This is a genomic window from Mycoplasma bradburyae (assembly GCF_024339025.1).
In the GTDB taxonomy this organism is placed as follows: Bacteria; Bacillota_I; Bacilli_A; order Mycoplasmatales; family Mycoplasmoidaceae; genus Mycoplasmoides; species Mycoplasmoides bradburyae.
The window spans coordinates 105,025-122,462 of the sequence record NZ_CP101415.1; the positions used below are offsets into that span (position 1 = coordinate 105,025).

A 17,438-nucleotide genomic window follows, 5' to 3' on the forward strand; every position below is an offset into this window, starting at 1 on the left:
AATAAAATGAATAAAACCGAAAGCAAAGTTCATGATATTCATTCCACTATCAATTGACTTAATAAATTCTTTTCTGTATCTGAGCAACTACTTAATTATTTAAGACTAAACGCAGAAGAATCAATTCACACTCTTTCTAAGTCTAAAAGGACCATAGAATTGGTCTTTTTTTTAAAAAAACCATTAACACCAGAATTATACGAAGAAGCAGTTCGCTTAACAAACTTATACACAAATACCAATAATGAATATTATCTATTCATTAACTTTGCTATTAAACAATCATTATGAACTCCTGAATTAATACAAAACTGTATTCAGGATATATGTCGTTATAAAAACAAGCCTGCTTTTTTCTTGGAAAAAATCGAATGTATTGATGATAGGACGCATGAAATTGTCTTTGCTAATCAAAACATGAAAGCAATGTTTGATGAATCAAATAATGACATAGTAGATTACCTTGATAAATTAGGTTTTCATGATATTAAACTAACATCTCGTTTTGATCTTGAATTAGCTAATAAAAAACAACTAAAAGAAAAACAAAAAGAATTAGTGATGACGCAAGCAAGAAAAATTACTAGCAAAGAAAAACCAAAATACCCAAGTCTAGAAGAATGTATTGAATACAATAAAATTCCTGACAGTTCTGAGATTACGCCAATAATAGAATTTGATCAAAATGAACCAACTTCATTAACAACATTATGAGCTAAAATTTATCAGATTAATTATGTCGAAAATCCAAATTTTAGAAGAATTAAAATCGGACTAGCTGATAGAGATAGTGCGATTTTAATTTTTGATTCTTTATGAAATGCTAATTATTTATCTAGCGATTATATTAATCAATTTAAAGTTGGTGATTGAGTAAAAATTCAAGTAAGAGTTCGAAGTTCTCGCGATCAAAAATTATATACATATATTGAACGTTTAGAAAAAGCTGATGTACCTGAATGATTAAAACCAACGCCAGAAGATTATACTGACCGTCATGAATTTTTCTTTCACACTAAAATGAGTGCTCATGACGGACTTAACGATGTTAATGATTTGAAAAAATTCTGCGAAGAAAATCAAATTAAAGACATCGCAATTACTGATACTGGTGTAGTACAATCCTTCCCTGATTTAGTGTCATGAAAAACTAAATTAAGCCCTGAAATCAAAGTTCATTATGGATTGGAAATTGATGTCTTTGATGATACGGAATTTATTGTAAAAAACAACAAAGATCTTAATCTTGAAGATCTTACTTTTGTTGTTTATGATATTGAAACAACTGGTTTAAATGCTTATTATGAGCAAATTATTGAAATCGGTGCAACAAGAATTAAAACATCGCTTAACAAAACAAATAATCAACTAGAATTTACTGTCCTAGATAAGTTTGAAAAATTCATTAAAAATGAAAAACCGTTATCAGAATTAACTACAAACTTGACTAAGATAAAAGATAGCGATCTAGCTGATGCTGAAGATGAAAAAACTGTTCTTAACCAGTTCATGAATTTCATCCAAAAAAACGATGTTTTAGTTGCTCACAACGGTATTGATTTCGACTTTATTTGAGTTAATACTAAACTTGATAAATACAATTTAGGCAAGCTTGATAACCCAATGCTTGATACCCTAAGATTAGCATATCAACTATACCGTTATCAAAGATATAGTCTAGAAAACTTATCAAAAAAACTAGATGTCGAATATGACAAGGAAGCAGCTCACAGAGCTAATTACGATACCGAAGTTTTATCTAAATGTTTGATAGCTATGCTTAGTAATGTTTATGCTAAGAATTGAAGATCATTATTAGATTTAAACGATAAACAAAAATTAGTTAATGATATTGCTAATTTAAAAGTTAACAAAAAAACAGATTCAAACGATCAAGAAGAATCTAATTCTTTATTAAATGAAAATTTATTTAACCGTATTCGGGCTAGAAAGGCATTATTATACGCAAAGAACCAAAAAGGTTTGAAAGCATTATATAAACTTGTTAGTTTAGCATCAACAGATCAATTTTATGGAACCCCTAAATTATTTTGATCTGATATTAAAAAATACGAAGACGATATTTTGGTTTCATCTCATCCGCTTAATGGTCACATTGTGCATGCTGCTAAATATGACACAGAAGAAAATCTTGTAAAAATCATTAAAAATCATAATTTTGTTCAGATTCCCTTACCTTCTTTATTTAGAAAAGAAATTTCAAAAGGTAATATTGAACAAGAACATGTTTATGATCTTATTAATAGAATTATTAAGATCTGCGAACAAGAAAACATCTTATATACATTTAGTTCTTTAGCGCATTATTTAAGAAAAGAACAGAAGAAATTTTATGACTGCTTAATTACCACAGAGATGGCCGGTAAAAGATTGCACCATTTCTATGATCGTGAACTAGAAGATAAAAATAGAAGAGAACTAATTACACCATACTTACATATACGTAAGAAAATGGAAGTTTATAATGATTTTAACTTCATCAAGGAACCAAATATTTTAGCTAAACTAATTCATCAAAATGGAGCGAAAATCTCGCAATTATTTGATGACGATAAATTATTGCCATACCCTCAAAAATTACATCCACCAAAGATTGAAGGATCTGATGAAAAACTACAAAAATTAGTATGGGATAAAGCTGATGAATTATTTGGTCAACAAATTGATCCAATCATTAAATCGAGAATTGAATATGAATTAAATGCAATTATTGGTAATGGTTATGGAATTGTTTATTGATTAGCACATTTACTAGTTAAAAAATCTAACGATGATGGTTATATTGTTGGTTCGAGAGGTTCAGTAGGATCATCAATTGTAGCGTTATTAGCTGGTATCTCAGAAGTTAATCCATTAGAACCATATTATTATTGCAAAAAGTGTAAAAAAACCGAGTTTATTAATGATATTGATGACGGATACGATCTTGTTAATAAACCTTGTATTAATCCTTCTTGCGATGGGGAAATGAAAGGTGAAGGGCACAATATTCCGTTTGCCTCGTTTATGGGGTTCAATGGAGAAAAGATTCCTGATATTGATTTAAACTTTTCAAGTCTTTACCAATTAAAAGCTCATGATTATGTTAAGGAAATGTTTGGTGAATCGCACACAGCTAGAAGTGGTACGATTTCAACCATGCAAGAAAAAACTGCACGCAAATTCGTGTACGATTATTTCGAAAAACTAAATCGACCTGAAGATATCGATCGTTTAACTGATTGGTATGCTAGCGAAATAACTGAAATCAAAAGAACAACAGGACAACACCCTGGAGGTATTTTAGTTTTTCCTAAGGATATGGAAATTGAAGATTTTTGTCCAATTAACTATCCTGCAGATGATAAAAGTTCTAATTGAAAAACTTCTCACTTTAAATATGAATACCTTCATGATACTTTATTAAAACTAGATATTTTATCTCAAGAAGACCCGACAATTCTTAAGTTTTTATATGATGTAACTAATGTTAAAGCAGAAGATATTCCTAATAATGATAAAGATGTTTTATCATTATTTAATTTAGAACATTGTTTAGATTTTAGTGGTAACGACATTTTAGCGAATGCGACAGGTGCTTTAGGTATTCCGGAGTTTGGTACTAAAATTACAAGAGACATTTTAAAGATAGCTAAACCAGCTTCTTTTGCTGATTTAATTAGAGTTTCTGGTTTAAGTCACGGAACAGATGTTTGAGCTGGCAATGCTGCTGATCTAATTCTTGAAAAGAACTATAAGCTTAATGAAGTTATTGCTTGTCGTGATGATATTATGACTTATTTAAGTTCGATTGGTATCGATAAAAAAATCGCATTTAGCATTATGGAAGATGTGCGTAAGGGTAAGAAGTTAAAACCTCAATACGAAGAAATCATGCGAGAATTTAAGGTATCTGAAGACTACATTGATTCTTGTAACAAAATTAAGTATATGTTCCCTAAAGCCCATGCAACAGCTTATGTTTTAATGGCGTGAAAAATTGCGTGATTTAAAGTGCATCATCCCTCAGCTTTTTATGCCGCAATCTTTTCATTTAAAATCAAAGAACATGATATTCTTCCTTGTGTTACTGGTGGCATTAATGAAGTTATGCGCTTGTATAAAGATATATCAACACGAATTGAAAAATCACGACGAAATAATACTAATGCCGCTTTCAAAGTTACCGAAAAAGAAAAAGATCTTTTATCAACTTATGAAGTGTATATTGAAATGTTGCAACGTAATATTAAATTAGAACAAGTAAGTTTAGAACATTCAGATGCATTAAATTTTGTCGTTAAAAATAACAAAATTTATCCACCATTTAATGTAATACCAGGACTAGGTGAAGAAATTGCTAAACTGATTGTTAAAAGTCGTAACGAAAGCGCTTTTAAATCTCAAGCAGATTTAAAAACAAGATGTAAATTATCAAAAAAAATCTGGGATTATTTCACTGAGTACAAAGTATTTGGCGACTTGAAGCCGGATGAAAAAATTCGGTTATACTAAAATATATAATAATAAAAATTTATGGCTTCTGATTGAACTTGATTAAAGAATCGACTTATTAACGATAAAACTAAATCAAAGAGCTTTTGAATTGGTTCTACTAGTAGTTCTATAATGGATATTGCAGAATTACTAAAGGCTACTTCTAATATCTTTGATCTCTCAATAAAAGGGATCATTACATATCTTAATAGCAACGATCATTTAGAATTAGATTTAAAAAAACTAAAAGAATTATCTGATGAAGATGCGATGCGACTTTTTGAATTTGATAATTCTAGAGAATTGTATAAGTACTATACAAATGAATTTAGTAAGTTGCATAAAAAAATTAAGAAACAACAAAGAGAAACAGGTGATGCTTCATTATTTATTGGTTTGCCAATTATTGAAGGTTGTAACCAATGAGGTGATAGCTATAAAGCGCCGTTATTATACGCAGAAGTTGAATTAAAACAAGTTAATCAGTATCAAAAAATTATTTTATCAATCAATAGGTCAGAATTCTTAATTAACACAACAATACTTGCTGTTGAAACAAATAAGCGAGGAATCTTGTTTGAAAACAATTATGATCAATCGAAATTAGATGTTGATCAAGCAATTGAGATCTTTAGATCCTTAGATATTGGATTTAAAAAAATGCCAACGAACGAACTTTATCGTTTTCAAAATATAACTAAAAAAGAGTTCGTTCAAAAATGAAGTGAAAATGGCGCTGTAAACAATATTTTAAATAATGTTGTTTTAGGTGTTTTTGACGTAAAAGGCGATAAATTATTAAAAGATTTTACAGAAATATTGGTTAATGATCCAGGTGCTATTGATGAAACTTTTAATAATAAAAAAGACCTTTTATTCAACCACGAAAAGTTTGCTAATGAATATTCATTAAGTGATATTTATTTAGTATCGCATTTAGATTTTTATCAACAATTAGCTGTTAAACATGCTCTTGAAGGTGATGTTGTTATCGAAGGTCCTCCTGGCACAGGGAAGTCTGAGACGATCCTGAATATTTTAATTAATATTGCTCTTAGAAATAAAACTGCATTGTTTGTTACAGAAAAAGCGACAGCAATGGAAGTTGTATATAACCGTTTAGGAAAGTTTAAAAACCTGGCATTATACATCCCAAATTTAAACAAAGAAGCAGGTAAATTTTATAGTCAGTTTTCTAATTACGAAAAATACTTTGTGGAAAACTATTATGATAATGTTTTAAACACACCACCTGCAAAGTTCGATAAAAACTACTTAAAACAGTATTATGAAATGTCGAACATAATCCAAAAAATATATAACTACGAAATCAGCTCAGGTGATTATAGTTATTCTTTCTTGAGTTTGATTTTAGGTTTTGAACCATTGGATGTTGAACATATTAAAATCGATGATTTTGTTCGATTTAATGATTGAGTGAGAACTTATACAAGCGAAGAGTGAATGGAAAAACATCGCGAGTATATTGCTTTATATAACGAAATTGATACCAAATGAAAAGCTAGTACTTTTTCTACATTTCTTAAGATTTATCAAAATGATCCAGATGACATCAGAACACTGATGTATGCTATTCATCTATATGCTAAAAAAGGAATTGTTAAAGAACATTACCGTGTTCCTTTTTTATTCAAACCATATGAAAAACTGATTGAATCTTGCAAGTTGGTAACTCAACAGATTAATAGGTTTATTGAATTAGAACCATATAAATCTGAAACAACTAAAAGAACTATTCTAAAGAATATTGAAATTAATATTAAGAAACGTCAAAAAGAATATTTTAATTCTTGATATGTGCAAAATCATTCAGGCGTTTTTTTAAGTAAATTAAATTGAGCACAAAATGCTTTAGATGGTCTTCAAGAAAACTATACCTCTGATGTTGATGTTTATATTCAATCGTGTAAACGTAATCTTAAAGCTAAGATTATTAAAAACTTTTATGATCTTTACAAAGAAGATAAGAAGACATTGTTAGAAATTTGTCGTCAAGGACGTAATAAGATTTTTAAGAATATAAATTGATGATTCAATCTTAACCGTGAAAACATTATGCGGATGTTTAAAATTCACATAATGTCATTTGAAACAGCATCAATTTTACTTGAAAACCGCAAGGACTTGTATGATTATGTAATAGTTGATGAAGCTAGCCAAGTGTTTTTAGAAAGAGCATTACCATCGCTTTATCGTGCTAAGAATTATATTATTGCAGGTGATACCAAGCAATTACAACCAAGTAGTTTCTTCTCATCTCGTTCAGAATATGATGAAGTAGCACTTGATCATATTCCTGATGAAGAGTTAATTGAAGTTGAAGAATCAGTTAATGCAATCAGTTTAATTCATTTCTTGAAAGAAAGAAGCAGAATTAATGTGATGTTAAAGTATCACTACCGTTCGAATTTTGGTGATTTAATCGCTTTTACTAATGATCATATCTATGATAGTGAATTGATCTTTATGAACAAAGCGATCAAACAAAAGAATTCTTTTATCGTTCATGATGTTATTAATGGTAAATGAAAAGATCGTAAGAACGTTGCTGAGGCTCAAGAAATCGTATCACGCGTTCAACGTTTAACTAAAACTGAAGATTACAAAAAAACTTTAGGTATCGTTGCTTTTAATAAAAATCAAGCAACCCTTATTGAGTTAATGCTTGATAAATTGAATGATCCATTAATCAATGAATGAAGAGAACGTACGAATGATAATGGTGAATACACCGGATTATTTGTTAAGTCGGTTGAAAACGTTCAAGGGGATGAACGTGATATTATCATCTTCTCAATTGCTTATGACAAATCAGTAGTTAGTTATGGACCGATTAGTAGCACCACAAATGGAATTAATCGATTAAATGTAGCAATCACCAGAGCCAAAGATCGCATTGAAATATTCAAGTCATCTAAAGCTAGCGAATATAATGGTTGAGGTTCGTCTTCACCAGGTTCTAGATTATTCGTAGAATATTTAGATTATTGCGAAAAGACCGCTAAAAACGATAACTTGCCAACATTTGATCGACAAACAATCGAGATTGAAGATAAACTAAAACAAAAGCCTGATATTTTTGAAGAAGTTAAACAAACTCTTGAAAAAATGTTTGGTCAATATTTCACAGTTAAGAGAAATGTTGATAACGGATCATACAACTTTGATTTCGTTATTTATTATGACGATATTCCGATACTAGTAATTGATTTAGATATCAAAGAATTCAAAGGAATGGCTGATTTTAGCGAAAACTTTGTTTATCGCAAAATCTTCTTAAAAAATCGTGGATGAGAACACTACACAATCTGATCTACCGAATGAAAACTTAATATGAAAAAAATCTTATTAGAGATTAAAGATATTCTCGATAAAGGAACTAGATCAATTCGAAAAGAAAATGAAAATTAATAATTATCTTTTAAGATAAAAATATTTTCTTGTATAATTAAGATAAGAATTATGAATAGCGACAACCCGAGGTTGTCGCTTCTTTTTTAAATTAATTCATGAGTGTTGATAATAAAAGTTTCTTAGAAGCAATCGAGACGGTTGCTCTATCTAAAAATATTTCTAAACAAGAAATAAGTTCAATTTTAAAAGATGCAATTATTAGAGCTTGCGCTAAAGAAGATCCAGATCAAAGAATTGATGTAATGATTGATTTTGATTCTGGTTTATTAAAGATTTTTAAACTATATAAAGTAGTTGAAAATTCTATTAGCGAAGAAGAATTTGATGAAATTAACGAAATTCATTTAAGTGACGCTTTAAAAACTAACCCAACAATTCAGGTTGGCGATGATTTTTTAAGATCGCTTAGCATTAGTGATTTATCAAGAGTAGTAGCTACTAATATTTCGCAATATTTCCGTCAAAAGTTATCAGAATTAGTTAACAAACAAGCTGTATCTGAATGAACTCCTAAACTTAATAAAATTGTTCGTGGAACTGTTGAAAGAGATGAAAACAACCAAAACATTTTATTAGTTAATTTAGGCGGTATTTATGCTTATTATTACAAAAAAGATTGAGTTCCTAACGAAGAGTTAAAACCAGATGTTGAATATGATTTTGTATTAACTCAAATCAAAGAACAATCTAAGAGTTGACCACTTGTAGTATCGCGTTCAGACGCTAAATATGTACAACATATACTAACTGAAAACATTCCTGAGATTAAAGAAGGAATTGTTGAAATTAAAGCGATTCAAAGAGTAGCTGGACAAAAAACTAAAGTTGCAGTTTCATCAAATAATCCTGATATTGATCCTGTTACATTAATTTTAGGTGATGGCGGGATGCGAATTAAAACAATTGCAGCAAACCTAATTGAACACTCAGCTGGAGTTAAGTTTAGTAATGAAGTTATTGATATCTTCCACTGAAATGATGATGTATTTAAATTAATTGCTAATGCTTGTTATCCAGTTGATATCATCGGGATCGATGTTTTAGAAGATTCTGAAAGAGATAAAAGTGTTGATATTATTGTAGAAGATCAATATTTACCTTACTTAATTGGTAGAGCTGGTATCAATGTTAGATTATTATCTTACATAACTGGTTGATCAATTGATTTTAAAGCTCACTCAGTTGCTATCGAAGATGGTATTAACATCGTTCCATTAAACTATTCGCCAATTAATAATTCAGTATTAGCTGACCAATTTAAATTCAACAACAGAAGATCAAGAATTGCATCAAAACAACCATTCAAGAAAGTTGAAAAAATTCAAACTCCATTGGTTGCTTACTCAACAGCAGTTGAATCAGATGCCGATATTAAAGTTGATATTGATAGTATTTACACTGAACCACAAGAACAACGTTATGAAATGATTGACGTTAGTAAATATCAACCAAAACCAATTTCAGACGAAGTATTAGATGAGAACTTGCCTATTGAAAGCTTCGATGAAATTAAACAATTCGAAGAATTTGATCCTTCAGTTATTGAACAAGAAAATAACGAAGAATTAATCAACGAAGAAGAGAATCAAGTTGATGTTGTTCAAGAACAACCTATTAAAAAACAATCTGATGATATTTCAGAACAACTTGCAAATATAGATTTAGATCAATTATTAGAAGAACCTAATAATACTCAACAAGAACAAAAAGAAACTAAAGCTTCTAAGAAGTCTAAAAAACAAAAAGAAGAGATTCAAGAATCTGTTGAGTTTGTTGCTGTTGATGAATCAGCATATGATAACGTGAAAAATGACAATACATCAATTACCGAATTAATTCGCGAAATCGATGTAACAGCAACACCAAAAAAAGAAATCAAAAAAGTTCTCCTTGTAGATGATAAAAAAGAAAAAGACAAGGATAAGAAAAAGAAGAAGAGCCAACGTCAAAGCTTGGACAGCTTCGATGATCTATAATATTTAGCACGAAATGAAAAACATTAGCCTACGACTTGATTTGATAAGTAAAAAACAATTTCCAAAAAATCAATTGTTTCGAATCGTTTTTTATAACAATCAATTAATCATTGATCAAGAAAACAAAATTAAAGCTCGTGGCGTGTATTTTAAAAAAGACAATGAATTCAAAATCGATAAAAAGATCAAAGCTTTAATACAAAGAAGCTTTAAAACTAAGATATCAGAAGAACAATTTGAAAATCTTAGTAACGCATTAGAGAAACGAGGTCAATATGAATAAGAAACCGGCAAAAAATAAAAAACCATTTGATAAGAGATCTAAGATCAATATCAAATCTTACTTAAAAGAAGTTAAGGTTGGTGTTCAAGATGGAGTTTTTATTTATACAGACCCTTTAAGTATCGATCAGTTTGCTAAAAAAATTAACCAACCTGTTGCTAAAATTATTAAATACTTTTTTGCTAAAGGGATCAATACAATTAACTTAAATACGATTCTTTCTTTAGAACAAATTGGTGAATTGTGTTTAGAGTTTGGTCTTGATTTTAAGATCGAAAAAGAAGTAACAAATGAAAATATCTTAGATAATATCGAATTCAAAGATAAAAAAGAAGATCTAGTTAAACGCCCTGCAATTGTTACTGTAATGGGTCACGTAGACCACGGTAAAACCTCTTTATTAGATGCCATTAGATCTACTAATGTAACATCTGGTGAAGCTGGTGGTATCACTCAACATATTGGTGCATACCAAGTTAAGAAAAATAATGAATTAATTACATTTATTGACACTCCTGGTCACGAAGCATTTACCGAAATGCGTGCTCGTGGTGCTAATATTACTGATATCGTTGTTTTGGTTGTAGCTGGTGATGACGGTATTAAACCTCAAACAGAAGAAGCTATTGACCATGCTAAAAACGCAGGTGTTCCAATAATCGTTTTTGTTAACAAAATGGATAAACCATCTGCTAATTATGAACGTGTTGTTCAACAGATCTCTAAATATGATTTATCACCAGAAGATTATGGTGGAGATACAATCTTTGTACAAGGTTCAGCATTAAAAAATGAAGGTATTAACGAGTTATTAGATTCAATCCTTACATTAGCAGAAATTAATGAATATAAAGCTAATCCTAACGCAGATCCATATGGTATTGTTGTTGAATCTAAATTAGTTTCAGGGCTAGGTCCACAAGCTACTGTTATTATCAAGCGTGGAACTTTAAAAGTTGGTGACTATATCTGTATAGGTGCTGCTTTTGGTAAAGTTAGATTAATGCAAGATGAAAAAGGTAATAATATAACTGAAGCCACCCCATCAACACCTGTTAAAATTTCAGGTTTAGATAATGTGCCAGTTGCTGGTGAAAAATTCTTAGGTTTAGCTACTGAAAAAGAAGCTAAAGAATTATCAGAATCATATAAAATTAAACAACAAAAACAAAAACACCTAAGTTTACAAGAAAGCCACGAAAAAAGAACGCGTGTTAACACTGATGGTCTTAAATGTATTGATTTAATTATTAAGTCAGATGTTCAAGGAAGTTTAGAAGCAATTAAATACGCGATTTCTAACATCAACATTGAAGGTGTTACTACGAATATTATTCGGGCTTCAACTGGAGCGATATCTGAAACTGATATTAAATTAGCTCAAGCTTCAAATTCAACTGTTATTTCATTTAATTTAGCAGTTTCTAAACAAATTAAAGATTTAGCTAGTTCATCAAACATCGAAATCTTATCTTATGAAATCATTTATAAGATGGTTGAAGATCTTGAAAAGATCATGAAGGGTGAATTAGACCCAGTGTTTGAAGAACAAGACTTAGGTCAAGCAATCGTTAGAGCAATTTGAAAACACTCAAAAATTGGTACGATAGCCGGAAGTTATGTTCAATCTGGTAAAGTAGTTAAAAATGGATTATGTCGAATTATTCGTGATGGTGTTATTATCTATAAATCTAAGATCGGTTCACTAAAAGTTAAAGAAAATTTTGCTGATAAAGTTGAAAACAATAAAGAGTGTGGAATTGTTGTTGAAAACTACAATGATATTAAAGAAAACGATATTATTGAAATTTATGAAATTGTTAAAAAACGAGTGCAATAATGAGTAATATTAAAACTTTAAGATTAGAATCAACAATTCATCGAATTCTTAATAACGCAATTAGTTCAGAGATTGAAAATCGCTTGGTAAGAGAAAGTTCAATTACCTCAGTTAAACTATCACCAGACAAAAGTATAGCTAAAATTTACATCGATTGTTTCATCCAAAAAAACATTGCCAAAACATTGCAAGCATACAAAGACGTTGCTGGTGTTTTTAAATTTATCTTAAGTAAAAAATTAACTATAAGAAAAGTTCCGCAATTAGTTTTCTACCAAGATGAAAGTATTACAAATGGTATGAAAATAGATCGTATTCTTGCTGAAATTAAAGAAGAAGAACAAAAATAAAAATAATCAGCTTTATTACATAAAGCTGATTATTTCATAATTATATTTATCAATCAATGAATTTACAATTAATCAAACCAGATAAAACTCATAAACAAGTTATTGTTGATATGCTTGAAGAATGAATTGAGTTTAATAAACAAAACGATGTTAATAATTCGCCTTATGCGATCTTTAAAAATTCTTACGAAGATTTTGATTATTATCTAGATCATCTAGATAATAAAGATGACTCAAATGAGATGGTTGCTGATTCAACATTCTTCTTATATGACGAAATAAATAACAAAGCTCTAGGAGCTATCAACATTCGCCATTATCTTAATGATTACTTATTAAACTATGGTGGTCATATTGGTTATGGAATCAGACCATCAGAACGACAAAAAGGATATGCCACTAAAATTTTGCAACTAGGCTTAATAAAATGCAAAGAATTAAACTTAGATAAAATTCTTTTAGTGTGTGATAAGAATAATATTGGATCAGTAAAAACAATCAAGAATAATCATGGTATTCTAGAAAATGAAATAGTACATGATAATAAAGTTATTCAGCGTTACTGAATAACTTTATAAAACTAATCTGATATTAATTAAAAACTTAATTTTGGTTAAATTTAAAAGATCGTTTAAAGATTTATCTTATTTAAATAATTTTTTTTAAAATATATCTAACTATTATGCAAAAACAAAATATATTCAAACAGTATAAAATTGCTCTTAACAACGATAAGTTAATGAAGAAGAAGTGAGTATTGATCACTTCTATAACTGTTGTCTTGGTAATTTTCTTTGCGATTGTTTTAGGTATTATGCAAAGATTCATTAGTTTACCATCAACGCAATATCCAGCTGTTCATAATGCTAAAACATTAAATGAAGCGATGCGAATTATGGCGATTGTCTATTTTGCAATCTTTTTCTTGCCATACCTATATTTTATTGCGGCATTCTTTTCTGGAATTAACCAAGTATATCGTTCGTTTAGTTTACACATGGTGATCTGAGCTACGATATTTATTGGAATAATTTTAGCGGTTATCACTTCAATAATGTTAGCTGTTGGTTATTCTTATTTAGATACATATAACTTGATCAGAAACTTTCAATAAAAATGGATTTTAATAACCAAATAGTTATTATTGATAAACCTAAAAATATCTCTAGTGCTTTTTGTTTAAATATCTTCAAGAAAAAATTCAAGATCAAAAAAGCAGGTCATAATGGAACTTTAGATCCATTAGCTTCAGGAGTTCTAGTTGTCGGGACTGGCAATAAAACTAAAGTGCTAAATGATCTTAATAAAGACGATAAACAATATTTGGTAAAATTAAAGTTTAATACTCATACCGATAGTTATGATTCACTAGGCAAAGTAATCAGAACTTCTAATTATGTACCAACTCAAGATAAAATTAACAGTTATCTTGAGTTGTTTACTAATAAGACATTTTACCAAACACCACCGAAGTTTTCGGCGTTAAAAATAAACGGTGTAAGAGCGTATAAACTAGCTAGAAGTGATATTGAATTCGAAGTTAAAGAACGGTTAACAACTTTATATAAAGCGCGATTAATATCTTATTATGATGATTATGCAGAGATCTTATTAGATGTTAAAAAAGGCTTTTATGTTCGATCATTTGTTGTTGATTTAGCTACTTATTTTGATACTACAGCAATGATGGTTGAATTAATCCGAACCAAATCAGGTAAATATACTTTAAAAGATGTGATCGATTGTCGATTTAATAGATAAGAACCTAAATCAAATTAACAAAAATGTTGATTTGGTAATTGGTTATTTTGATGGAATACATAAGGGACATTTAAAGTTATTTAATTCATCAGATAACTTTAATGTTTTAACGTTTGATAATGTTCCTAAAAAACAAAAACTATTATATTGTCGAAAAGATAGCATAGAACAAATTGCTAACTTAACTAATGTTAAGCAATTATTAGTTTATGATGTATTAAAAAACAATTTAACCGCCCAAGAGTTTATTGATACTTATTTAAAGATAATTAATCCTAAACGGATTATTGTAGGTTCTGATTTTAAATTAGGTAGTGATCAAGCTGATTACAATTTATTAATTAAAAATGGTTTTGAATTAGTAGTTATCCCAAAAAACGATTGTAGTACTACCAAGATTAAACAATTGATTTTGAATCAAAAGATTCAAAATGCTAATCAATTATTAGTTTTACCTTTCTATCTAAAAGGTGAAGTAATTCAGAATAACAAACGCGGTAGAACAATTGGGTTTAGAACTGCTAATATTAAAATTGATGAACATCTAATTGATTTGATTGAAGGTTCATATATTTGTAATATTATTCTTGACGAACAAAAATATCAAGGGGTAGCTTTTATTGGAAAACCTAAAACTTTCAACGAAGAATCAAGACAATGCGAAGCGCATATCTTTAATTTTAACCAAGATATTTATGGTAAAAACATCAAAGTTGAGATCCTTAAATTTATTCGTCCTACTACTAAATTTAATTCATTAGATGAATTAAAACAAGCAATCGAACAAGATAAAAAAAATGCATTAAATTATTTTAATAGCCAACCAAAAGAAAAAGTTATCATCGCATTATCAGGCGGGGTTGATTCAGCTGTTTGTGCTTATTTATTAAAACAACAAGGTTATGATGTCTCAGCAGCTTTTATGCAAAACTGGGATAGCGATATAAACCTTGAATTGTTGCGCAATAACCAAGATGATAAGATCCAAGGATGTGATGCTAAACAAGATTATGAAGATGCTAAAAAAATCTGTGAGCAACTAAACATTGAACTTCATTATTTCAATTTTGTCGAACAATATTGAAATGACGTCTTCTTAAAAATGCTAGAAGATTACAAAAAGGGGCTTACTCCTAATCCAGATGTTTTATGTAATCAATTTGGTAAATTTGGTTGATTTATTAATGCGCTTAGAAACAAATTTGGTAATGATATCAAAATTGCCTTTGGGCATTATGCAAAACTAGAAACTAAAAACGGAGAACCGTTTTTAGTTCATACTAACGATCATAATAAAGATCAAACATATTTCTTAACAATGCTTAATAAAGAACAATTAAGAAATATTATATTTCCTTTAAGTGATTTAGATAAACCGACTGTAAGAAAGATTGCTCAAGAAGCTAACCTTTATGTAGCTACTAAAAAAGATTCTACTGGTATCTGCTTCATTGGTGAGCGTAATTTTAAGAACTTCTTGTCTAATTATTTAAAGATCAACAAAGGTCCTGTTGTTTTAATTAATGAAAACAAAATAGTGGGAGAACATGACGGATTGTATTTTTATACAATCGGTCAATCTAAACGTTTAAATGTTGGTGGAACTAAAGAAAAAATCTTTGTTTGTAACAAAGATTTATCCACAAACACTTTATATGTTTGTTATGAATCAACTAAGGATCGGTATTTAGCTTCTGAATCTTGTGAGATATCAAACTTTAATTGATTAATTAATGATAAAGAAGGTTTATTAAATAAAAAACTTTATATTCGTTTTAGACATCGTCAAAAACTTCAAGAATGCGAAATTGTTTCGTATGATAACGATAAAGTTGTCGTTAAATATGAAAAACAAATTGCTGTAACCTTAGGGCAATACGGTGTTATATATGATCAAAACCTATGAGTTGTAGGTGGTGGTAAGATTACCAAAATTAATTAATTCAAAACAAAGCAAAATTAATCAATAATAAATCTTGCCTTAGCTTGCTTTGTTAATTCTTCTCTAAATTTAGGGTGAGCTAAACTAATTAATAGTTTAGCTCTTTCTTTTAATGATTTAGCCTTAAGTTTAGCTATACCATATTCTGTTATCACATAATCGATATCATTTCTTAAAGTTGTTGTGATACCTTTTAGATCAACAACAATTTTAGATTTTTTATAGTCACTTGTTGTTGATCTAATTGCGATAATGCTCTTACCATTTTTAGAATAGCTAGCCCCTCTAATAAAATCAGCCTGACCTCCTGAAGCTGAATATTGTTTATGATCAATTTGTTCGGCGTTAATGCTTCCAAATAAATCGATTTCAATAGCTGAATTGACTGAAATAAAATTATCAATTTTTGCGATATTTACCGGATTATTTACATAATCAAATCTAGCAATTTTAAATTTTTCATTGCGATTTAAATAAGAATACATCTCATTGTTACCGATACCAAAAACAAAAGTAGAAAATCCGGAATCAATATTTTTATATTTGTTAGTAACAACACCTTTTTTAATTAGTTCAACCATTCCAGTACCTAGGATTTCTGTATGAATTCCTAGATCTTTTTTATTAATTAATTCCTTACATACCATATTAGGAATAGTGCCTATTCCTAATTGAATGGTTGAACGATCGTCAATTAATGAAGCAACATATTTAGCGATAGTTAATTGTTCTTGGGTAGGTTCTATTGATAATGCTTCTGCTAATAGATAATCAGACCTAACTATTGCGTTGATTTCATCTATATGTAGCTTATGATTATCACCTATAACATAAGGCATATTTTTATTAACTTCAATAATGATATTTTTTGCTTTTTTAATTAGATTGATATCATAGCAAGTTGATAAACCTAGATTAAAATAGCCTTCTTCATCTATATCAGTCGTTAATAAAATAACAGTATCAATTTTGAAATCGCTTAATAGCTCTGTAGATTTAGAAAAATGAAATGGATAATATTCAATATTATTCTTTATTAAACCTTGTTGATATCTGCTTGATAAATCTCTTTCAGGAGCTCTAAAGAAAAAACAATGTCTCGTTATGAAATTACTAAATTTATCGAGAAAAATCGTATCTTCGCAATAACAACTAGATGCATAATAATAAAAATCTAGATGAGAATATTTGTTGTTTTCTAATGATTGTTTTATAGCTTCTAATATATTTCTAGGTTGAATGTAATCAAATCAAATTGTTGATTTATCTTTTATTAAAGATACTGCTTCATTTGCGTTCATCAATTTTTCATTATATTGCTTAATGTATTTCATTTACTGCTCATTTGTTTTTA

11 protein-coding genes are annotated in these 17,438 nt (G+C 29.0%); 10 read left to right on the forward strand and 1 reads right to left on the reverse strand.

The genetic code is table 4. The features are described from left to right. The first annotated feature begins 6 nt into the window (after nt 1–6). From NMG77_RS00455 to mnmA, 10 genes are all read left to right on the forward strand, one after another. Nucleotides 7–4,515, forward strand: a complete 4,509-nt coding sequence (locus NMG77_RS00455) for a PolC-type DNA polymerase III (RefSeq protein ID WP_255045877.1) — start codon at nt 7–9, stop codon at nt 4,513–4,515. Between the two features lie 21 nt (nt 4,516–4,536). Beyond that, on the forward strand, nt 4,537–7,929 hold the full coding sequence (locus tag NMG77_RS00460) for an AAA domain-containing protein (RefSeq protein WP_255034755.1): 3,393 nt from the start codon (nt 4,537–4,539) through the stop codon (nt 7,927–7,929). A gap of 98 nt (nt 7,930–8,027) precedes the next feature. After that, nucleotides 8,028–9,908: a transcription termination factor NusA gene (gene nusA / locus NMG77_RS00465; RefSeq protein ID WP_255034756.1), complete on the forward strand. Its 1,881-nt coding sequence runs from the start codon at nt 8,028–8,030 to the stop codon at nt 9,906–9,908. 13 nt (nt 9,909–9,921) lie between these two features. Beyond that, nucleotides 9,922–10,191, forward strand: coding sequence for a YlxR family protein (locus NMG77_RS00470; RefSeq protein WP_255045879.1), 270 nt, complete (start codon nt 9,922–9,924; stop codon nt 10,189–10,191). After that, nucleotides 10,184–12,031, forward strand: a complete 1,848-nt coding sequence (gene infB / locus NMG77_RS00475) for a translation initiation factor IF-2 (RefSeq protein ID WP_255045880.1) — start codon at nt 10,184–10,186, stop codon at nt 12,029–12,031. Before NMG77_RS00470 ends, infB begins: the two co-directional genes overlap by 8 nt. Further along, entirely contained in the window at nt 12,031–12,381 is a 351-nt protein-coding gene (rbfA, locus tag NMG77_RS00480) for a 30S ribosome-binding factor RbfA (RefSeq protein ID WP_255034759.1), read from the forward strand. The genes infB and rbfA overlap by 1 nt, the downstream gene beginning before the upstream one ends. Before the next feature lie 56 nt (nt 12,382–12,437). Next, complete coding sequence (locus tag NMG77_RS00485; RefSeq protein ID WP_255045882.1) at nt 12,438–12,959, forward strand: GNAT family N-acetyltransferase; 522 nt, start codon at nt 12,438–12,440, stop codon at nt 12,957–12,959. A 104-nt stretch (nt 12,960–13,063) separates the two neighbouring features. Continuing rightward, nucleotides 13,064–13,495: an MPN157 family protein gene (locus NMG77_RS00490; protein WP_255034761.1), complete on the forward strand. Its 432-nt coding sequence runs from the start codon at nt 13,064–13,066 to the stop codon at nt 13,493–13,495. Nucleotides 13,496–13,497: 2 nt separating this feature from the next. Then, entirely contained in the window at nt 13,498–14,142 is a 645-nt protein-coding gene (gene truB, locus NMG77_RS00495; protein WP_255045883.1) for a tRNA pseudouridine(55) synthase TruB, read from the forward strand. Continuing rightward, a complete protein-coding gene (mnmA, locus tag NMG77_RS00500; protein ID WP_255045885.1) occupies nt 14,114–16,084 on the forward strand; it encodes a tRNA 2-thiouridine(34) synthase MnmA in 1,971 nt (656 codons plus the stop codon). The genes truB and mnmA overlap by 29 nt, the downstream gene beginning before the upstream one ends. 17 nt (nt 16,085–16,101) lie before the next feature. On the opposite strand, the gene NMG77_RS00505 is transcribed toward mnmA, so the two are convergent. Continuing rightward, nucleotides 16,102–17,418, reverse strand: coding sequence for an acetyl-CoA hydrolase/transferase family protein (locus tag NMG77_RS00505; protein ID WP_255045886.1), 1,317 nt, complete (start codon nt 17,416–17,418; stop codon nt 16,102–16,104). Between the last annotated feature and the right edge of the window lie 20 nt (nt 17,419–17,438).